At 43.6% G+C, this 18,404-nt stretch carries 21 protein-coding genes; 6 read left to right on the forward strand and 15 right to left on the reverse strand.

All coding sequences use genetic code 11. From position 1 onward, the window contains the following. The 5 genes from AC4MRV_RS13845 to AC4MRV_RS13865 form a co-directional block, all read right to left on the reverse strand. Nucleotides 1-1,478, reverse strand: a 1,478-nt coding sequence (locus AC4MRV_RS13845) for a CHASE3 domain-containing protein (protein WP_491187920.1), incomplete at its 3' end; no start/stop codon positions are given. A gap of 115 nt (nt 1,479-1,593) precedes the next feature. Then, on the reverse strand, nt 1,594-3,228 hold the full coding sequence (locus AC4MRV_RS13850) for an EAL domain-containing protein (RefSeq protein ID WP_491187921.1): 1,635 nt from the start codon (nt 3,226-3,228) through the stop codon (nt 1,594-1,596). After that, nucleotides 3,170-4,306 (reverse strand): CHASE4 domain-containing protein, encoded by a 1,137-nt coding sequence (locus AC4MRV_RS13855; RefSeq protein WP_491187922.1) that lies wholly within the window; start codon nt 4,304-4,306, stop codon nt 3,170-3,172. The genes AC4MRV_RS13850 and AC4MRV_RS13855 overlap by 59 nt, the downstream gene beginning before the upstream one ends. Before the next feature lie 124 nt (nt 4,307-4,430). Further along, complete coding sequence (locus AC4MRV_RS13860; protein ID WP_491187923.1) at nt 4,431-4,868, reverse strand: DUF3859 domain-containing protein; 438 nt, start codon at nt 4,866-4,868, stop codon at nt 4,431-4,433. Next, a complete protein-coding gene (locus AC4MRV_RS13865) occupies nt 4,847-5,239 on the reverse strand; it encodes an ATP-binding protein (RefSeq protein WP_491187924.1) in 393 nt (130 codons plus the stop codon). Before AC4MRV_RS13865 ends, AC4MRV_RS13860 begins: the two co-directional genes overlap by 22 nt. Nucleotides 5,240-5,370: 131 nt before the next feature. Here AC4MRV_RS13865 and metA point away from each other — a divergent pair, with 131 nt between their 5' ends. After that, nucleotides 5,371-6,312 (forward strand): homoserine O-succinyltransferase MetA, encoded by a 942-nt coding sequence (metA, locus tag AC4MRV_RS13870; RefSeq protein WP_491187925.1) that lies wholly within the window; start codon nt 5,371-5,373, stop codon nt 6,310-6,312. Nucleotides 6,313-6,479: 167 nt separating this feature from the next. Continuing rightward, on the forward strand, nt 6,480-7,193 hold the full coding sequence (pilW, locus tag AC4MRV_RS13875; RefSeq protein ID WP_491187926.1) for a type IV pilus biogenesis/stability protein PilW: 714 nt from the start codon (nt 6,480-6,482) through the stop codon (nt 7,191-7,193). Here the strand turns inward: pilW and AC4MRV_RS13880 are convergent. The 3 genes from AC4MRV_RS13880 to AC4MRV_RS13890 are packed head-to-tail and all read right to left on the reverse strand — an operon-like array spanning nt 7,190 to nt 8,953. Continuing rightward, entirely contained in the window at nt 7,190-7,384 is a 195-nt protein-coding gene (locus AC4MRV_RS13880; protein ID WP_491187927.1) for a hypothetical protein, read from the reverse strand. The two genes, pilW and AC4MRV_RS13880, sit on opposite strands and share 4 nt — an antisense overlap. A gap of 22 nt (nt 7,385-7,406) precedes the next feature. Next, on the reverse strand, nt 7,407-8,444 hold the full coding sequence (rlmF, locus tag AC4MRV_RS13885; RefSeq protein WP_491187928.1) for a 23S rRNA (adenine(1618)-N(6))-methyltransferase RlmF: 1,038 nt from the start codon (nt 8,442-8,444) through the stop codon (nt 7,407-7,409). Nucleotides 8,445-8,449: 5 nt separating this feature from the next. Then, the gene (locus AC4MRV_RS13890) at nt 8,450-8,953 is read right to left on the reverse strand and encodes a M48 metallopeptidase family protein (RefSeq protein WP_491187950.1); all 504 of its coding nucleotides are present in this window, start codon (nt 8,951-8,953) and stop codon (nt 8,450-8,452) included. Nucleotides 8,954-9,079: 126 nt separating this feature from the next. On the opposite strand from AC4MRV_RS13890, the gene AC4MRV_RS13895 reads away from it, so the two are divergent. Beyond that, complete coding sequence (locus tag AC4MRV_RS13895; protein ID WP_491187929.1) at nt 9,080-9,310, forward strand: glutaredoxin family protein; 231 nt, start codon at nt 9,080-9,082, stop codon at nt 9,308-9,310. A 30-nt stretch (nt 9,311-9,340) separates the two neighbouring features. Here AC4MRV_RS13895 and AC4MRV_RS13900 read toward each other — a convergent pair whose 3' ends face one another. The 3 genes from AC4MRV_RS13900 to AC4MRV_RS13910 all read right to left on the reverse strand — a co-directional run bounded on the left by AC4MRV_RS13900 (nt 9,341) and on the right by AC4MRV_RS13910 (nt 12,138). Further along, nucleotides 9,341-9,688 (reverse strand): hypothetical protein, encoded by a 348-nt coding sequence (locus tag AC4MRV_RS13900; protein WP_491187930.1) that lies wholly within the window; start codon nt 9,686-9,688, stop codon nt 9,341-9,343. 15 nt (nt 9,689-9,703) lie between these two features. Beyond that, on the reverse strand, nt 9,704-11,161 hold the full coding sequence (modF, locus tag AC4MRV_RS13905) for a molybdate ABC transporter ATP-binding protein ModF (protein WP_491187931.1): 1,458 nt from the start codon (nt 11,159-11,161) through the stop codon (nt 9,704-9,706). Nucleotides 11,162-11,268: 107 nt separating this feature from the next. Further along, on the reverse strand, nt 11,269-12,138 hold the full coding sequence (locus tag AC4MRV_RS13910) for a LysR family transcriptional regulator (protein WP_491187932.1): 870 nt from the start codon (nt 12,136-12,138) through the stop codon (nt 11,269-11,271). A gap of 101 nt (nt 12,139-12,239) precedes the next feature. On the opposite strand from AC4MRV_RS13910, the gene AC4MRV_RS13915 reads away from it, so the two are divergent. Both AC4MRV_RS13915 and AC4MRV_RS13920 read left to right on the forward strand, forming a co-directional pair. Continuing rightward, nucleotides 12,240-13,487: an MFS transporter gene (locus tag AC4MRV_RS13915; protein ID WP_491187933.1), complete on the forward strand. Its 1,248-nt coding sequence runs from the start codon at nt 12,240-12,242 to the stop codon at nt 13,485-13,487. Beyond that, a complete protein-coding gene (locus tag AC4MRV_RS13920) occupies nt 13,484-14,044 on the forward strand; it encodes a DUF1415 domain-containing protein (RefSeq protein ID WP_491187934.1) in 561 nt (186 codons plus the stop codon). The genes AC4MRV_RS13915 and AC4MRV_RS13920 overlap by 4 nt, the downstream gene beginning before the upstream one ends. Nucleotides 14,045-14,084: 40 nt before the next feature. Here the strand turns inward: AC4MRV_RS13920 and AC4MRV_RS13925 are convergent, their stop codons facing one another. After that, on the reverse strand, nt 14,085-15,152 hold the full coding sequence (locus tag AC4MRV_RS13925) for a sensor domain-containing diguanylate cyclase (protein ID WP_491187935.1): 1,068 nt from the start codon (nt 15,150-15,152) through the stop codon (nt 14,085-14,087). A gap of 176 nt (nt 15,153-15,328) precedes the next feature. Between AC4MRV_RS13925 and AC4MRV_RS13930 the strand changes: the two genes are divergently transcribed. Continuing rightward, entirely contained in the window at nt 15,329-15,904 is a 576-nt protein-coding gene (locus AC4MRV_RS13930) for a nucleoside triphosphate pyrophosphohydrolase family protein (RefSeq protein WP_491187936.1), read from the forward strand. 323 nt (nt 15,905-16,227) lie between these two features. Here the strand turns inward: AC4MRV_RS13930 and btuD are convergent, their stop codons facing one another. From btuD to AC4MRV_RS13945, 3 genes are all read right to left on the reverse strand, one after another. Beyond that, a complete protein-coding gene (gene btuD, locus AC4MRV_RS13935) occupies nt 16,228-16,983 on the reverse strand; it encodes a vitamin B12 ABC transporter ATP-binding protein BtuD (protein ID WP_491187937.1) in 756 nt (251 codons plus the stop codon). After that, on the reverse strand, nt 16,970-17,965 hold the full coding sequence (gene btuC / locus AC4MRV_RS13940; RefSeq protein WP_491187938.1) for a vitamin B12 ABC transporter permease BtuC: 996 nt from the start codon (nt 17,963-17,965) through the stop codon (nt 16,970-16,972). The genes btuD and btuC overlap by 14 nt, the downstream gene beginning before the upstream one ends. Nucleotides 17,966-18,080: 115 nt before the next feature. Beyond that, nucleotides 18,081-18,404: succinylglutamate desuccinylase/aspartoacylase domain-containing protein (locus AC4MRV_RS13945; RefSeq protein ID WP_491187939.1), on the reverse strand; the 324-nt coding region annotated here is incomplete at its 5' end.

Below are 18,404 nucleotides of genomic sequence, written 5' to 3' on the forward strand. Positions count from 1 at the left end.
ACAGCCATCTCTTCGATAGAAGCGGATATTTGTGCCACTTTGTCCGATTGAAGCTCAAGCTCACGCATCATATCGCTATTGGCTTCGCTAATCGCTGCAGAGCCTGATACCACTTCATCGGTTGTATCACGCACTTGTACCATGGCACGATGGGTTTTCTCTACTGCTTGGTTGTAGCTCTGTGCCATCATCCCTAACTCATCTTTAGACTGGACTTTAATGGTTGCCGTCAAATCACCGTTTGCGAGTAACTCCAGTCCTTTAGCTACTTGATTGACAGGCTCAGTGATCGCCTTCAATACAACCCAAGAAATAATCGAACCCAGGGCAATCGCAATCAATGTGCCAAAGATCAATGTGTTCTCCATCATGCTTGCTGCACTTTTTGCTGACGCTTGCCGTTCAATCATCAATCCATCTTCCATCTCAATGAAATCTGCTATCTGAGTTCTGAACTTATCGAAGTACACTTTCCCTCTCGCTTCACCCACTAGCTTCGCCATATCATTCATGGTTTTTGCGTCACCAATATCGGTTCTTAGCTGGATAATGGGCGAAACTACATCACGCTGCCAATCATTGATGGTTGTTTTCATCTCTCCCAGTAGCTTCACTTGCGCTGGGTTATCGCTTACTGTGTTTTGTAACGAGCTAATCCTTTTCTCAAAGTTCTGACTACCTTGATTGTATGGTTCTAAAAACTCTGCGCGGCCTGCGAGTAAGAAGCCCCTCATACCCGTTTCCATATCTACAGCCGATGCCAAAACCTCTTGTGCTGCCTCAATGACTTTGTGTGTATGGTTAACCCAGCCACTCGCTTCACTTAATGAGTTCAAAGAAGAAGACAGCTTTTTGTAATCTTGCTCAGACATAAAGGTTTGAGAGTTGACTTGGTCTAACAAACGAACGCTACTGTTGAAGTTGGACTCATTGTCGTTTTGGCGTTCTTTGAGAAGTGTGGTTTCACGTTCAATAAACAAACTAACTTGACCACGAAACTTATCAAAATAGACTTTACCTTTGGCTTCTGCGACCTGGTCTGAAATATCATCCATTGTTTTCGCATCACCTATTTCGCGCCTTAATTGGATCGCAGGCTCAGTGACATTGGTTAGCCAAGAATTAATAGTCGTTTCAATCTCTCCCAGTCGATTTACTTGGGTCGGGTTATCGCTCACAGTGCGCTTGAGATCTGTGGTTAGACGAGCGAACTCTTGCTGCCCATTCTTGTAAGGTTGTAAGAAGTCTTCTTTACCTGCTAAAAGGTAGCCGCGCATCCCTGTTTCCATGTCCACGGCAGCTGCCTCAATTTTCATCGCTTGCTCGATAACCTTGTGCGTATGATCCACCATGGCACTGGTTTGCACCTGCGAACGAGAACTTGAAACAGCGGTAAACGCTAGAAAGACGAGCAACACCAAGGGAATGCCGGTACCCAAAGCGATCTTAAATTTGAGTGGCATGTTATTGAAAGCCATTGTCAGCCCCTTAACCTAGCCTAGTGATAAATTTGTCGAAACATCACTGTTAGGTATAGACCGAATAATGCGGGCTCGCTAGCCCATAAACTAAAGAACTAGATTGGAAAGATATCTATGACTCTATCAAAGCAACAATCTCCTTAGCGGACATCGGCTGATAGAAATAAAAACCTTGGATTTCTTCAATATTCCAATTCTTCAACTTTCTTGCTTGCGAGGCAGTTTCTACACCTTCTGCTACCGTCGTTAACCCCAACTCTTGAGCCATATTAGCGATATTGCGGACTAAACTCTTGGCGCGATCATTCCCTTCAATTTGATCAATATAAGACTTGTCGAGTTTAACGATATCAAGAGGGAAACAGCATAAAGTGGTAAAGGATGAATAGCCGGTACCAAAGTCATCAAGAGCAAACAGCACCCCTAGTGATTTTATTACCTCCATTCTATGTATCACTTCTTCTTCGATCCCCATCAACATGCTTTCGGTAACTTCAATAACTAACTGACCTGGTTGGACACTATAGCGTTGAATTAAGTCTTCCAAGAAAGCGGTTAATCCCTGATAGTAAAAATGAGCTGCACTAAGGTTCACATGAATGGTTAATGCTGTTTTGCCCTGATAACGTCTTAACGAGTTTACAGTCTTAATGAATTCACAAGACTGCTCTAAAATACTTTCCCCTAGCTCAATAATATGATGATTGCGCTCTGCCAGCGGAATAAATACCCCAGGAGAAACAAAACCAAACTGCGGATGTTGCCAGCGAGCTAACGCCTCAAATCCGACAATCTCCCCAGTGTTACTTTCAACAATAGGTTGGTAGTTAGCGTAAATCTCTTTCGATTCAATCGCTCCCGCTAAATCACGATTAATGGCAGCGGATGCTTGGGCGATTTCAAAACTCTTTTGACCTACGTGTATTAACTCAGAACTAGGCGTCTTACTGCCTTGGAGTTCGATCGCATGTATTGCGGTGTGAATGAGGGCATCTAGGGGATGATGAGTTATTTCTGCTTCAATCATGACGACCTGACATTTCAAATCCATCATAACCGTTTGAACCTGCTGTTTTCTTGAGAGGGATTCTTTAAAACGAAGTGCGCCTCTCTGCGCCGTTTCTCCCTCTTTTTCATCATCAATTAGGACTAAAAACTCATGAGAGCTGATTCGACCAACCAGAAAATCATGAAGCTCAGAACCAAACAATTGAGCGATAGATTCTAACGACTCATCAAAAACTTGGTGGCCATGTACTTCAGAAGCATGAATTAAGCTTGGGATCGTGACATAAAGCAAACCAAATTGATTCGGTGAAGTAAGCACATAATTGCGCGCTTTTTCCATAATGGCTTTACGATTCCACAGCCCTGAGAGGTGGTCTCGTTCGACTAAATCTTCAATCAGTTTCGCCTGCTGTTTGTTCTCTCGGACATCTCTCACCGATAGCATGACCGCTTCGCTACCCTGATACTGCATTGATGTCACCTCGATGTGGCAGTCGATCATATCACCATGCTTGGTCAACATTTGCGCTTCAAACTGGGTTTGGCCTTGATGGTACATTCGATACATCGCATCAATTTGGCACTCGGGTTGATCACTATCAGGACACAATAGATCTAAAGGTTGAGCAATGACCTCCTCTCGCTTGTAATCCAAAAGTGCCAGCGCGGTTTGGTTTACGTCAACAATTGCTCTCTCTAACAAGTAACATCGCGATAGTTTGACTTTGGTACAGTGCATCGAATTTCTGTTGAGTATCTTGAAGTTGTTCTTTCGCGTCAGAAGTGTTGCTTGCCAGTGCCCCCACTAACTTGATTAATCGGTCCAACTCATCTTTGTTGGGCTGATTCAAGCCATCAAGTTGGTAGGAAGAGAAGAGTTGGTCGATATCTTTTTCAAGATCAGAAAAACGCACAGCCACTCGGCGGCGAAACATAAAGAAGGTAACAAATGAGATAACAATAGCGACAAGCGCAACGGCAAAAAACAAATAGCTAAACAGAACACTCCCTTTTAGAAAGTGTACTCGTTCAACATCTGTCGTTAAATGGGCGACTGGTAAACCGTTCATTCCCATAAGATCAACCGTCTGAGTCATTACACTGCGTGTCTTATGAATGTCGGGAACGATAGAACCTGTGTGTGAATCTCCAATGTATTCAATCTTGTTTTCCGCAATCAAGATTGACTTAAAATCCCCCGGGAAACGAGAGCTTAAACTCTGCCCCCAGATCAACCAGCCCGAAGACGCAGCCGATCCTTCACTGTTTCGTACAGGAGACAAACTAATTGTCCAAACTTGACCATTAAACGCTAGCAAACCACTATAACTTTCGCGAAATGAGTCGAGAACTCCGTTCATCGCATTAATGTGTTCCAAAACAGGCGGAGCTTTCATCACTTGACGAGGTATTGTGTCAAATTCACTATCCCCATCCCGTCGAACGAGCGAATCAATAATCTCGCCTCGTAGGTTTGCAAAAACCATCAAGTCGAGGCTCAAAGCATCCAATGATCCTTGTACTAGGTTTCGCTCTCGGTACTCAATAACACTTGCACCAAGTAATAACTCATGTGTTTCGTCCCAATAAGCCCAATCATAAGAGCGGTCTTCTAGGTCCTGAACCATGGTTGTAATGAGGTTTTGTGCCTGCTCACTTGCTCGCTTGGCCTCGACATTTTCAATACTGTCTAGACTGACAAGAAAGAAATAACGGGTAATGTATAAGCAGCTTAAGGTAATACCGAGAACACCAAAAATGAAATATAGGGCGGTTTTGGTTTGCAATTTAAGGTTCAGCAGGCGGGTAGGCTTCATATAATATTGTTATTATTTTGTCTATTTATATCAATATTATATAAAGTTCAGCAGTCGTGGTTTGATATGCCTCTAATTTAAGTAACAGAGGCACAATATTTACCTTAGTTATACTTCAATGTAATCAAAAGCCCCTCTTCTTCCAAAATTCGCCTTCGTCTCGTGCAAACACATCGAAGGTTTTATCAGCAATGATTCGGCCATTCATTGAAATACTCATTCTCCATTTACCGATGTTGGATTCTAGCCCATTCATGGGGTCTAGTAGTTGAATGGTATCGCCAAGATAGAAGTCCCAGTCATTACTTCCTACATGAAGATCTCCTGTAAACGGTTCTAATATTTGGCCTTTCTTACCAAGTACGCCAGGGTGTTCAATACAAAACTCAATCACTTCGCCTTTGGCTTTCTTAATATTGATGATGAATCCAAACTCAATTTCTTCATCGGCAGGAACCTTAGTGGTAAATTCTTGAATCTTTGGTAAATGTTTGGATTTTGAGTCCCATTCCTTGTAGATACCATAGGAAGTCATTTCTACTACTGGGGAACGTTTTGCCATGTCTGCCACCGCTTTTTCATCTGTAATACTGTTTCTGGCTTAACTCCATGAATGTTGCCGTACTGCTCATGGCACTCGATCACTTCAAACCGAGCCCCAAATCGCTTCGCCATTTTCATGTAAGGTACGATTTCCCAACGGCGAATAAAGGTATTCGAAACAACAACACTCTCCTTATTCTGGAGACTTTTCTTCGTCATTTCTTGGCACCACTGGTGAGCTTGCGGAATTTTCTCCGCCTCGTAGCAATATCGTCCTTGTTCATCCACAAAATACATATCCGCTTCGAAGTGATTTACCAACATCGATTTCGCTAAGGTACTTTTCCCGGAGCCGGGCAAGCCTCTAATTAGTGTGAGTTTTATCGTCATATGCCCGCGGCCATTGTCAATTCGGAGCGAAGTTTAATATGAAATGAAACGAAATTGCTATCGACATCTCATTCTTATTAGGTTAAGTTTGGATGTATAGACGTCCAAAAGAAATGCTTAGGGAGTAAGCTGTGCCAATTAAGATCCCCGATCAATTACCTGCATCTGACGTATTGCGACAGGAAAACATCTTCGTTATGCCTGAGTCTCGTGCTTCTACCCAGGAAATTCGTCCACTCAAGGTTCTTATCCTTAATCTAATGCCAAAGAAAATTGAGACGGAAACTCAGTTCTTGCGCCTTCTATCTAATAGTCCGCTACAAGTGGACATTGAATTATTACGTATAGATGACCGACCAAGTAAAAATACTCCAACAGAGCACTTGGATAACTTTTATCGTCAGTTTGAGATGGTAAAAACGCGCAATTTCGATGGCTTGATCATTACTGGGGCACCACTCGGCCTAGTCCAGTTTGAAGATGTAATCTACTGGGAACACCTACAAACCATCATGAGTTGGGCTAAAGAGCATGTAACTTCAACATTGTATGTCTGCTGGGCGGCACAAGCTGGTTTAAAACTGCTCTATGATCTGCCTAAGCGTACGCGCAAAGAGAAACTCTCTGGCGTTTATCATCATCAGATTCATCACCCTTATCACCCTATTTTACGCGGATTTGATGATAGTTTCCTTGCACCGCACTCCCGCTACGCTGACTTTTCTGCGGAATACCTCGAAGAGCATACAGACCTAGACATTCTGGCCACCTCCGATGTTGCAGGTGTCTATTTGGCATCGACCAAAGATAAACGTAATGTATTTGTTACTGGGCATCCTGAATACGATTCGTTTACCTTGCACAACGAATACATTCGCGATCTGGGTGAAGGGATGGAGCCCGCGATTCCAGTCAATTACTACCCAAATAACAATCCAGATAACAAACCAATCGCAAGTTGGCGTAGTCATGGTCATTTACTTTTTGCTAACTGGCTTAATTACTGCGTTTACCAACAAACCCCTTATGACTTGGATCACTTTAGCGAAGAACATTTTACTAAAGACGACTAAGCGAACGCACAGAAAGGGCTCATTAGAGCTCTTTCTGCTTTTCACCAAACGATATGCAACAACGGTACAACATAGTGCAAGGTCAGTCGCATTGTTACCCGCCTCACCTCAAACTCCGAGTTCATTTACGCTATACATGCAGCTAACTTTCTAAAAAGAAACAGCTTATGCGTCAGATAGCCACACTACTTATCTTAGCGATATCCGGTTGCGTTACCGTAGAAACGACCAACAATACCAGTGAAAACACCTTTAACCCTAAAGAGCGTGCAGAAGCACGTATCGCACTTGGTATGGGTTATTTAGAGCAAGGTAACATGTTAAAGGCTCGCGAGAACTTTGAAAAAGCGCTTAACCACTCTCCAGGCTACTATCGGGCGCAGCTGTCAATGGCGCATTATTTCGAGAAAGTTGGAGAGACATCCTCAGCTGAAAAAATGTACAAAACCTCTCTTAGGCAACACCCTAAAAATGGCAATGTGTTAAACAACTACGGGACATTTTTGTGTAAGCAAGGAGACTATTCAGCGGCCGACAAATACTTCAACTCAGCAATCCAACAACCCTATTACTACTTGATTTCAGGTAGCTACGAAAACGCTGCGTTATGTGCATTAAAAGCAGGTAACACTCAACAAGCAAAGAACTACTTCATTCGAACTTTAGACCACGATCCTAATCGCATAAACTCGGTTCTGCGCTTGGCCAAACTGGAAATTGATGACGGAGAATACACTCAGGCAAGGATTCGGTTAATGAAGCTTCATCAATCCTACGGCTTACAAAAGCCTTCACTGAGACTATTGATTGAACTTGAAGAAAAGGCAGGCAATCACATATTAGAGCAACAGTATCGAGATAAGTTAGCCAAGCTCAGCTAACGTCTTTTGCGCTTGCTGTGATGTATTTTTCGTTGCTTTCTCACCCGAGACGCACGTTGAATCTTCTGATACTCTCGGTAAAGGATGCAAATGAAACCAACCAAACCGAGCAAAAACATCATGGCGAATAACCACAAAAAGCTCGTACAGATCCACTCTGGCTCACAGGGCATATAAATCTCAAACTCCATATGCCCTCCTAAAACTGGTTTGTTATTGAAACTCTGCGTTTCGTTGCTTTTGGGTTTTGAAGGTCCAAGCCATAAAGCGACTCACTTTTTGCCCTTGGCTCATTTCAACGATTCTGACTTCTAATGCACCCGCTTTTTCAAGATTCTTGCGCAACCAGCGTACATTCTCTTTCTTAGAAATCAAAGTGGAGAACCAAAGCACTTGATCGGCAAACTCTTTACTCTCAAACGCCATGTTCTTGATAAATGCAGCCTCTCCACCTGGACACCATAGCTCTGCTTTCTGGCCTCCAAAGTTAAGTATAGGTGAACGACTCGCTTGAGCCTTATTCGCTGCTTGGCCTCTTTTACTTTTATTCGCCGCAAGGTTGTTCAGTTTTCGTTCCGTTCCCTGCTGCGCTTCTTGTAATGATTTGTGGAATGGAGGATTACATGACGTTACATGATAGAGCTCACCAGGCTTGATGACCCCCTTGAAGATATACCGGCTATTCCCTTGTAACCGACAATCGATACGACCTCTCAATGCCGCATTGTCTTTTGCAATCGTGTTCGAATTGTCGATCGAGGCTTCATCAACATCTGAACCTACATACTTCCAACCATATTGCGTCGCGCCAACAATTGGGTAGATGCAGTTTGCACCCACACCGATATCCAATGCTCTCACCTGACTATGATTAATATTTGTAAGGTCTTCACTTAAGAGTTCCGCTAAACGATGAACATAGTCCGCTCGGCCAGGAATTGGAGGGCATAAATAACCTTGGGGAATATCCCAAGAAGTGACGTTGTAATGAAGAGCAAGCAGTGCTTTATTGAGCAATTTCACTGCAACGGGATCAGAGAAGTTAATGCTCATCTCCCCTTTTGGGTTTTTAATGACGTATTGTGTTAGCTCTGGTAAAACCGCCTTCAGCTTAGCAAAATCATACCGACCTCGGTGTGGGTTGTTCTTATGTAGCCCCGCTTTGCCTTTTGCCTTGATAACTTTCATACCCGAAGCATCTTTACTTTCCTTACGGCTAGTTATGGTTTGTTTGTTTTTTGATGGCGTCATAAAGATTACTTTTGCTTAGCGGTTTCTTGATAAATCATAAAAAGGCGAGCATCGAGTTCTAGTTGGTGATACTCAGGCTCCATATGGCAACATAGCTGATAAAAAGCTTTGTTGTGTTCTTTTTCTTTTAGGTGAGCGAGTTCATGTACAACAAGCATGCGCAATAGTGGCTCTGGCGCATTTTTAAACACACTCGCAATACGGATCTCATTCTTCGATTTTATTTTTCCGCCGTGCACTTTAGCCACATAGGTGTGCAGCCCTAATGCATTATTGATCAAGTGGATTTTATTATCGTAAATTACCTTACTAAGGGGCGCGGTTTTCTTCATGTAGCGGTTTTTTATCGCCATCGTATATTCGAACAAAGCCTTTTCGCTCTTGATATCGTGATTGCTTGGGTAGCGCTTTTCGAACCAAGTATTGAATCGACCAGATTCAAGCATGTGATTGACAGGATCAAGAATATGCTGCGGATAACCTTGAATATATCGAAGTAAAGGATTCATAATCACCATTAGCGAACCAGCGCACAGGAAAGGAAAATCAAAGGGGCGTAAGTCTACCCTATTCGCTCTTGCCATTCACTGCCTTTTCGTTAAACTCAGCGCCAGTTATAACAGTAGGAACAGACCATGAAACGACTTGTACTGTATGTGAAAGATAAATGTCCACACTGCAAAGACGCGCAGCGCTACTTAGACTCGAAGGGCTATAAGTACAGGTTAACTAACGCAAAAATGCAGCGCGGCCGTAAAGAGCTCGATGCCATCGGCGCCCGCTCTCTACCAGTTTTGAAGATTGGCGATCGTTATATGATCGGCTGGAATCCAGGAAATTTTGAGCGTATGTATAACAGCAATTAACGAGAAAAGAGTGGCTTGAACCACTCTTTTTTAGTTTATGAGTTGATTAACAATACAGTAGGTTAACGCAGGAGAACCAGAAACAAGTAGCTTGATACAAGTCCAAGTATTCGCATCAAATCGTTCAGAGTGTGTATTTTCTTCTTCTGACGCCTTCTCATTTTTAGAGTCTGGTTCAACTTCTAGTCCGGCGACTTTTCCTGGCGGATACATGTACAGCAAAGCAGCGCTTCCCCAGAGCAGCATCAATACGAAAAAGGCGTAATCGGATGGATATTTGATCCCAAAGAACTGGGTCGTTGATTCGATAGCATAAATGATCGCAAAGGCGATCAGGTTACCTAATAAAGCGAATTTGATGGTACTTCTTAATTCCATTTGTTTTTTCTTGAGTTAGTTTGCCGTTGTCAGCTCCGCTTGGTAGCAATTAAGCGTAGGATCAAAGACAAACTCTAATTCATTTCCAATGCTGGCTAGCTTATCCTGTTGATAGTGAGAAACATAGAGCAATTGGCTTAGATTTTCTTTAGCAATCAGTTCTAAAGTGTTTTTTACCAACCTGCGTCCCAAGTAATCCAACCCCTGATAAGGCTCATCTAAGATCAGCAATGCCGGTTGTTTGACTATCGCTCTGGCGATTAAAAGGAGGCGCTGCTGCCCATACTCTAGTGCCCTGAATGACGTTTTGGCGTAATCACTCATATGCAGAATTTCTAACCACTCCGCTGCTAACTGAATTTCCTTTTTGGTAGGCTGTTGATAAAGGCCAATTGAGTCGTAGAACCCTGATAGAATCACCTCTAAAGCGCTGCAACTGACTCGGTATTGTAGGTGCAGTGCCGATGACACCATTCCGATATTCTTTTTGATTTCCCAGATCGATTCTCCGCTGCCACGCTGGCTACCAAAGATCTGAATATCATTCGAGTAACATTGCGGGTGGTCGCCAAAAATCAAACCAAGTAATGTACTTTTACCGCAGCCATTAGGCCCTTTAATTTGCCAATGCTGGCCATTATCGATGCGCCAATTTAAGCCCGTAAATATAGTCTTTTCCGTATAGCTGACTTCCCCATTAGTAATCTGAAATACAGGGTTCGCAAACGAAGTGGTATGTTGGTGACGCTTGATCAAATCCAGCATCTCTTGACTCTGTTGATTAGACTGCGCTTTTATCTGACTAATTACCGGGTGAGACTCCCATTCGTCTTTCCCCATGATACTTTCCAATTTGCCATGGTTAAACAATGCGACGTGCTCAATCCAACTTGGAACATCTTCTTCTCTGTTAAACGTGACAATCATTTGAGTATCATCGGCACGCTTCGCTAAATACGAAGCCAGTGAAGCGCGGTGAGCGATATCAAGACCAGTAAATGGGTTGTCTAACACGATTAGATCGGGCTTGGTAGCCAAAGCTCTCGCGAGCATGACTCGACGAGTCTCACCTGTCGACAGAACCCTAAATCCACTCTCTCGTAAATGAGCCAAATCGAGGTCATTAAGTAGCTGTTCTGCTAGCACTTCGTCATTGCACTGTTCAAACACCAATGAATAAACTGTCGTGCCTTTATCGATTTGATCGAGAAAATCCGTTTCATCTTTCTCTATCTCCTCCTCAAGCAGTCGCTGTTGCTCAACTAAAGATACTTGCGCCACACTTCCTGTCGTCATTGTTAAGCTTTGTTCATCAACGTCCAACTCTCCACATAACAAACAGCCTAATGCAGAGCCAATGTCTCCTTCGGTACTAAAAACACCCCATGATTGGCCCGAGGCGATCTGCCATTGTTCAATAGAGAGATGACTCGTTTTGGTATCGAGTTCAAGATTGGTGAAAGCGATCTGCATTGACGGGTATCCTTACCGTAATTGTCGAAAATTTCACGTTACTTCATGATGTTATTTCACGCGATAGCAAAAGCTTAAAGTGTGATATCGAATGATTCGAATGACAATCAGGCGTATTGCTTCACAAAATCGATGAAGGTGCGGTCAGCGACAGATAGATAACCATCTTTGCGCCATGCTAACGCGAGGCTGAGTTTGACGGGTTCATCAAATGGAATACCAACTACCGATGATTCATGCTCTGTCACTAACTTGAGCAATGCGGTGATCGCAAACTCATGCTGAATGATACTGAGGATCATCGGTAATAAGTTGGTTTCGAAAGAGAAGCGCATTTCAGTGCCATGCTCCGCTGCTTTCTTTTCAATATATTCGCGGTGAAAGTAACCTGGCTTAAACATAATCAGTTCATGTTTAAAAAACTCTTCAAATGAAATCGTTTCTTGCTTGGCGAGCTCATGCTCCTCGCCCACAACTGCGACCATCTCAGTATCAAACAGATGATCCACTTCCAAATCTTCGGGAACATGATCATTGTTAATCACACCAATGTCGAGTTCGCCATCTAGCAACATTTGACGAATTGACTCTGTACCGGCATCAACCAAAGTCAGTTTTAGGTTAGGATAACGAAGCTTAAACGCCATCAAAACTTGAGGAAAAAAGTAAGAGCCCATCATACTCGGCGCACCTAATCTGACTTCCCCTTTCTCCAAACCTTTTAGCTCATTGATTGCCAACTGCGCATCATCAATTTGCTGCAGTACCCGTTTGGCATGCTCATGTAACACCTTACCTTCATCGGTCAACATCACTTTACGGTCTTCACGTCGAAAGAGCTCTACCCCTAATTGCTGTTCAAATTTTTTAATCGATATACTGAGTGCTGGCTGAGCGATGTGAAGAGCTTTGGCTGCCATGGTGAAATGTTGGTGCTCGGCGACGGCAAGAAAGTGTTTAAGCTGCTTTGATTCCATGATAATAAAATTATATTGAGATGATATTTTTAATATATTTTATCAATCCAGATATCACTGATACTTTGATCACATTACTTCTAATCACGCAGCCGGTAATTATGATCCAGACAGGCACGCAGCAGTATCATCACGTCACTTGGGGCTTAGCTCTCGCCTCCTTTCTGATATTTTGTAATCTCTACCTATTTCAGCCTATGTTGCCGTTTATGGCGCAGCATTTTTCAGTCAGTGAAACACAAATCAACTGGGTGTTCGCCGCTTCTACCTTGGCATTGTCGATATTCCTAGTTCCATGGGCCGTCGCGTCAGAATCCTTTGGACGCCGACGAATCATGATGCTTGGGCTAATGGCGATACCATTTATTAACGTTGCCATGTTAGCCAGCGACTCACTGGTGTTTATCGTCGCTTTAAGAGCTATGTTAGGAATTGCTCTGGCCGCATTTGCATCTGTTGCCGTAGCCTACATGGTAGAAGAACTATCGGAGACCGCGTTTTCTCGAGCTATTGGTACCTACATTGCGGCGAATTCTCTGGGGGGCATCTTTGGCCGAATAGCGGGAGGGATGCTAACTGAACATTTGGGATGGAAGTATGCCGTACTTTGCATCGCTCTCCTCACATTGGCTGGAGGCTTACTCGTCTATCGCATACTTCCGGCGCAAGTCAACTTTATGCCACAGCGCGGTATGCTTCGTTATCATAACAAGGCCCTTGTGAAACATGTGCAAAATCCGATCCTGTGGTTAGCCATGCTCATTGGAGGAATCAATTTCGCATTGTTCGTTAACTTATACTCAGTGATGGGTTTTCGATTGGTTGCTCCACCACACAACTTACCGATAGGTTTAGCCTCATTGATCTTTCTTTGCTATCTGGCAGGAACGCTCAGTTCGAAACTCACATCCACCTGGAGTAAACATTATTCTCCCATTGCAGGTATTGTTACTGGTTCTGTTGTAAGTCTATTAGGTATGTGCGTTGCTTACATCGACTCACTATGGGCAATGATTCTTGGCTTAATGTGCATTAGTTTTGGGGCATTTTTTACCCATACGCTGGCTTATTCATGGGTAAGTCGTAAAGCGATTCACGCTAAAGCAACAGCGACAGCTTTATATTTGGTCCACTACTACATCGGCGGAAGCCTTGGCGGCTTCTTCCTTATCTACTGCTGGCAACATGGTGGTTGGTCAAACGTCATGCAAGGTGGAGCCTTACTCTATCTCATGCTATTTACACTAAGTTATTGGCTCGCTAAATGGAACAAACGCCACTGTCAAAGCAAGCCCGAAGGAGGGAATTCTGCTATCCTAGCGGCAAACTCTAACTTGGAAGCAAAATGACAACAATAAGCTCAACCGGCGATATCGCTCAACAAGTCGAACAATGGCTTAACGACGTAGTTATCGGCCTTAATTTATGCCCTTTTGCCGCAAAACCACAACGTAATAAACAAATAAAGATATTTGTTAGTGATGCTAACACCGAAGAAACGTTACTCGAAGATATTTTAAGACAACTTATTGAACTCGAAACAACCCCGCCTTCAGAGCTAGAAACAACATTGGTAGCGGTTCCTAACATGTTGGAAGATTTCTATGACTACAACTTGTTTATTGATTGGGTGGAAGCATTGATTAAACAGCAAAATTGGGAGGGGGTATTCCAGCTAGCGACTTTCCATCCTGATTATTGTTTCGGTGGCACAGAACCTGAAGATGCAGAGAACTTAACCAACCGTTCTCCTTATCCTGTTTTCCATCTTATTCGCGAAGAAAGCATGGAAAAAGTGCTCAAACATTACCCCAACCCTGAAGCGATTCCTGACACCAATATCGCGCGCGTTGAATCATTAACGGAAGCAGAAAGACGTAAACTGTTTCCTTATCTCTTTTGTTAATTACTGAGAAACGATAAAGAGCATCTGACGATGCTCTTTTTTATGCGACTTCAATAGGTTGTAAAGAACAGTAGATTGTTTTATTTCGTCCTTGGATTTTTGCTTGGTAAAGTGCTCTATCTCCTAAAGCCAAGATTTGGTCCAACAAGGATTTACGGCACCCTGTTTCTATTGGCAAAGAAAAATCGAACTCGCAAACGCCAATTGATACCGTGACACACTTACCATCTAACGTAATTTGATTGACCGATTTATGGAGCTTTTCGATAAGCTCTCTAGTAGAGCGTAATTCTTGCTCCGGAATCCAAATCACAAACTCTTCTCCACCAAAGCGAGCAATAAAGTCCGATTCACTAAGCAGCGAACTTAAGCTAAGTGCGCACTTTTTCAACACGTCGTCACCGATCTGATGCCCATAGGTATCATTGACTAACTTGAACTTATCTAAGTCAATAACCAGTAAAGCCCCTTTTCTACCGGACTCCTTCATCTCTTCAATACTACGGTTGAGCGTTTTAAATAGGCTCCGGCGATTGGCCACCTTTGTCAGCGGGTCGTGATGCGCTTGATACTCTAGACGGGCGTTTAATTGCTTGAGCCTCTCCTCTTGGTCACGTCGAACTAACTCAACCTCTATCCATGAAGCCATTAATTTAAGTACGTCGATATCTATCTCACGAAACTTTCTCGGATAAGGTTGAGCGGAGGAAAAGTTTAACGTCCCATACACTTCATCATCCACAACAATGGGGATTCCTATATAAGACTCTAAGCCAAATGTTTGATAGGCCGGGTGCGTGGCATATTTATCGTCTTCTCCCATATTCTCTATCGCCACTGGACCAGATGAACGGCAGGTAATCTCACAGTAGGTTGATTGGTAATCAAATGTATCTCCAGCGTTCAAGGGCACGCCCTCAGGGGTAACACAGTGCATGACTTTGTACTCGGAGTCATCTATACGTGACAGGATCCCGATATCCAAATTGAAGCACTCAAGACCCATCATAATCAGCTGACTCATCTGGACATCAAAGCCCTTTTGGTAATCTTGCGTAATTTGATAAAGACGTCTTATGACAGTCTCGCTATCGCTACCTATTTCCATAGATGTTTCTCGGCAAATATAATTAAATGTGTTGCTAACTAGATAAAAAATAAATGAAAACGCTTAATTCTGCACTATTACGATGAAAGTTATTTGCAGTTATGTCCAGAAAAATGGCGGGTTAGCTTTCGCTTTGGTAGTATTGGGCAACCATAATTTTCACTCAGGTAAAGGATATGCACCTTTCTAAACTCACCAACGAAATCTTTGAACACTTATACCGCGACATCACTGAATTTCGTAGCACTTTTGATTTACCAGTATCCTCTCCTGAAAGCTTGGACCAAAAAGCAGACACACTCCATACCTCTTTGGCGATAGAAGAGCTTACTGAATTAGCAGAAGCTGATTGTAAAATGGAGCAAGCTGACGCGATCGTAGATAGCGTATACGTCCTAATGGGTCGTCTAGTCCATTTAGGTCATGACAAAATCGAAGACAACTTAGCGATCAACTATTTAATCGACCTACTGCTGAACGTAGCGGTTAATCGAGGCATTGACTTCCTACCATGCTGGGATGAAGTACATTCGAGCAACATGAGTAAAGTGTGCAAGAATGAAAAAGAGTATGCCGATACTGAAGCACACTACGCAGAGCAAGGTATCAAGTTGATGGCCGTGCAAAAAGGTGACTACATCATCGCGAAATGCGCAGAAGATTTTGTATCGGAAGGCAAAACCATTCGCCAAGGTAAGGTACTCAAATCAGTGTATTACCGCCCAGCTGATTTGGCACCACTGACCAACTAATAAAAAGCCGCCACCTGAGGTAAAACCTAGGTGGCGGAAGCTGCCATATCGAAAATTGCGACTCTATATCATCTAAGACAAGAAAAAAACGTTCCCACCTTTTCTTCATCCCAGTAGAGCCAAACAAGAACGAGAATGTATCGTTATCACTCTTGCGATTGGCATGCCACCTTTTCAATTATTGATAAGCTATTGATTTAGTTAAATTGTTTCGCAAACACCGACAAGATCCGTAATCAATTACGCGCTTTTCTGGTGCGCTTTGCACTAAAATTGCTACCAAAGGGGTAGATCAAGTGAAAAGGTAAGCCTGAATATGACGCTCAATCAAACAGCAAAACTGATTTTCGATTTACAACGGCTTTCGTTACTCGCGTGTTGAAAACGGATTCTAGCTGTTGCTCGGTCAACACATCTTCCGGCCTTCCGAACTGTTGCATAACGCCCTTGTCGAACAAGACAACTCGGTCAGCGTAATTTAACGTTCGGTTCAAGTCATGATTAGACATCACAACCGTCAAGCCCAGATCAGCCACCTTTCTAATCAGCCGATAAAGTAAGCTTTCTTGACCGATATCCAAAGGCGCAGCTGGCTCATCTAAGATCAGTAGCTTTGCCGAAGGATTTAACGCAGGCCATATCTGCAGACAAATGGCGCACAATCGCACGCGCTGCCACTCTCCACCGGAAAGATTGTGAATAGAGCGATGCAGTTTATCACCAAGCTCGAGTAGCTCAGCCAGTTCGCGTACAGTTTCGTCGACCAATGTCTCCTGATGACGCTCACCATTTGGGATGGACAACGCTAAGTATTGAGCAACCACTAAGTTAAATGCTGGCTTATCCGATTGAGACAAAAATGCTCTTTGGCTGGCGAGCGCTTCTATCGAATAACATTCAATGTTCTCTTCGTCATAATAGACATCGCCTTGATAATCCAGTAGCCCAGATAATGCCGATAGAAAGGTACTCTTTCCGCTACCATTAGGGCCAATCACATGCAGGATTTCCCCTTGTTCCACATTGAGAGAAAATGGCAAGAGGCGAGAGCCGACAGAAAGGTGACTAACGCGAATCATGATTTTTCACCAACATCCAAATAAATACAGGCGCACCTATTGTCGTGGTCACCACTCCAAGGGGTAGCTCCGCTGAATCTAGCGCAGTACGAGCAACAATATCAGCCAATACCAGTAGGGTCGCACCGCTTAGTGCAGACAAAGGAAGTAAGTATCGATTCTCGCTGCCTAGAGATAGCCTTAACAAGTGAGGAACGACTAGACCGACAAAGCCAATGATGCCCCCTAGAGCAACGGCTCCACCGACCAAAATAGAAACCGCTAAGATCAGTTTCCAACGTATTGCTTCTACGTCAATGCCCAGCTGCTTGGCATGAAGCTCGCCCATCATTAGTTTATCAAGTGTTTCTCCTTTGAAGCAGAGCCAGACTAAAACAGGTAATAACACCAAAGTCAGGACATGATGTCCCCAGCTTGCTCCGCCTATGCTTCCCATCAGCCAATACATAAGCTGGCGTAGGCTTAAATCATCACTAAAATAAAATGCCCAGGTAACCACTGCGCCACTTAAAATGCCCAGCGCGACCCCCACCAACAGAAGACGAGTAGTAGTTAACCGAGCTGCCCGAGCGAAACCGACGAGCAATAGGGTGAACAACAATGCGCCAACCACTGCTGCCATCATAAAACCAATCGGTGTTGCCAGTGTGGGTAAGAAAAACAGCACTAACACCATCATCACGCTCGCGCCACCTGAAATACCAATCACACCGGGCTCTGCCAACACATTACCCAGTAAAACTTGCAAGACCGCCCCCGATACAGCGAGTGATGCGCCAATAGCAATTGCCGTCAGCAAGCGAGGTAAACGCAGTTGCAACACCAGTTGCTCCATTAAAGGGGTAATTTCAGAGAAAGGAGAAATGACGAGTTCACCCACCACCAAATAAACAGTGCTAAGTAGCAACAAAAAAACGCTAATAACGATGGCGAACAGATTCCAGCGTCTCTGCTTGCGATAGAGTAATTGACTAAATTCCATGTACTGATAAACGCTGGCGAAGCCGATTCCTAGCGGTAGAAACAATAATGGCTTAACGATACCGTTAAGCCATTGAAATAGGAAGCCTGAATACTCAGTTTAAAGGCTGAGAGGGTTAATCGTAAACGACCTGCCCTTCTTCATATCGAGTCTTTACAGGGCAAACCATTAATGCAGCACGTTGGCCTATCGCAACATGGCGATTTGGGAAGACAATCGCTTCACCTTCATTTTTCGCCATTAGTGGCTTATCACCGTCGTGGCCAAACACTTCCCCATGTTTAAATGCTGTAAAGTTCTCGACGTTATCATCAAACATGAAATCAAAATCATCATGTAACCGAACAATAGTGCGGCTAACACGGTACATAACCGGTTGGCGAGGCAAGTGTTCTGCTTTAGACGCACTGAGTAAATCACGCATCGCTAAGTCGAAAGC

This window comes from Vibrio sp., assembly GCF_984391705.1.

What these genes read in the sequence shown, in the direction of transcription:
- AC4MRV_RS13850 (WP_491187921.1), bottom strand. Translation starts at nt 3,228, where the DNA reads ATGCACTGTACCAAAGTCAAACTATCGCGATGTTACTTGTTAGAGAGA.
- AC4MRV_RS13855 (WP_491187922.1), bottom strand. Translation starts at nt 4,306, where the DNA reads ATGAAGCCTACCCGCCTGCTGAACCTTAAATTGCAAACCAAAACCGCC.
- AC4MRV_RS13860 (WP_491187923.1), bottom strand. Translation starts at nt 4,868, where the DNA reads ATGGCAAAACGTTCCCCAGTAGTAGAAATGACTTCCTATGGTATCTAC.
- AC4MRV_RS13865 (WP_491187924.1), bottom strand. Translation starts at nt 5,239, where the DNA reads ATGACGATAAAACTCACACTAATTAGAGGCTTGCCCGGCTCCGGGAAA.
- pilW (WP_491187926.1), top strand. Translation starts at nt 6,480, where the DNA reads ATGCGTCAGATAGCCACACTACTTATCTTAGCGATATCCGGTTGCGTT.
- AC4MRV_RS13880 (WP_491187927.1), bottom strand. Translation starts at nt 7,384, where the DNA reads ATGGAGTTTGAGATTTATATGCCCTGTGAGCCAGAGTGGATCTGTACG.
- rlmF (WP_491187928.1), bottom strand. Translation starts at nt 8,444, where the DNA reads ATGACGCCATCAAAAAACAAACAAACCATAACTAGCCGTAAGGAAAGT.
- AC4MRV_RS13890 (WP_491187950.1), bottom strand. Translation starts at nt 8,953, where the DNA reads ATGAATCCTTTACTTCGATATATTCAAGGTTATCCGCAGCATATTCTT.
- AC4MRV_RS13895 (WP_491187929.1), top strand. Translation starts at nt 9,080, where the DNA reads ATGAAACGACTTGTACTGTATGTGAAAGATAAATGTCCACACTGCAAA.
- AC4MRV_RS13900 (WP_491187930.1), bottom strand. Translation starts at nt 9,688, where the DNA reads ATGGAATTAAGAAGTACCATCAAATTCGCTTTATTAGGTAACCTGATC.
- modF (WP_491187931.1), bottom strand. Translation starts at nt 11,161, where the DNA reads ATGCAGATCGCTTTCACCAATCTTGAACTCGATACCAAAACGAGTCAT.
- AC4MRV_RS13910 (WP_491187932.1), bottom strand. Translation starts at nt 12,138, where the DNA reads ATGGAATCAAAGCAGCTTAAACACTTTCTTGCCGTCGCCGAGCACCAA.
- AC4MRV_RS13915 (WP_491187933.1), top strand. Translation starts at nt 12,240, where the DNA reads ATGATCCAGACAGGCACGCAGCAGTATCATCACGTCACTTGGGGCTTA.
- AC4MRV_RS13920 (WP_491187934.1), top strand. Translation starts at nt 13,484, where the DNA reads ATGACAACAATAAGCTCAACCGGCGATATCGCTCAACAAGTCGAACAA.
- AC4MRV_RS13925 (WP_491187935.1), bottom strand. Translation starts at nt 15,152, where the DNA reads ATGGAAATAGGTAGCGATAGCGAGACTGTCATAAGACGTCTTTATCAA.
- AC4MRV_RS13930 (WP_491187936.1), top strand. Translation starts at nt 15,329, where the DNA reads ATGCACCTTTCTAAACTCACCAACGAAATCTTTGAACACTTATACCGC.
- btuD (WP_491187937.1), bottom strand. Translation starts at nt 16,983, where the DNA reads ATGATTCGCGTTAGTCACCTTTCTGTCGGCTCTCGCCTCTTGCCATTT.
- btuC (WP_491187938.1), bottom strand. Translation starts at nt 17,965, where the DNA reads ATGGAATTTAGTCAATTACTCTATCGCAAGCAGAGACGCTGGAATCTG.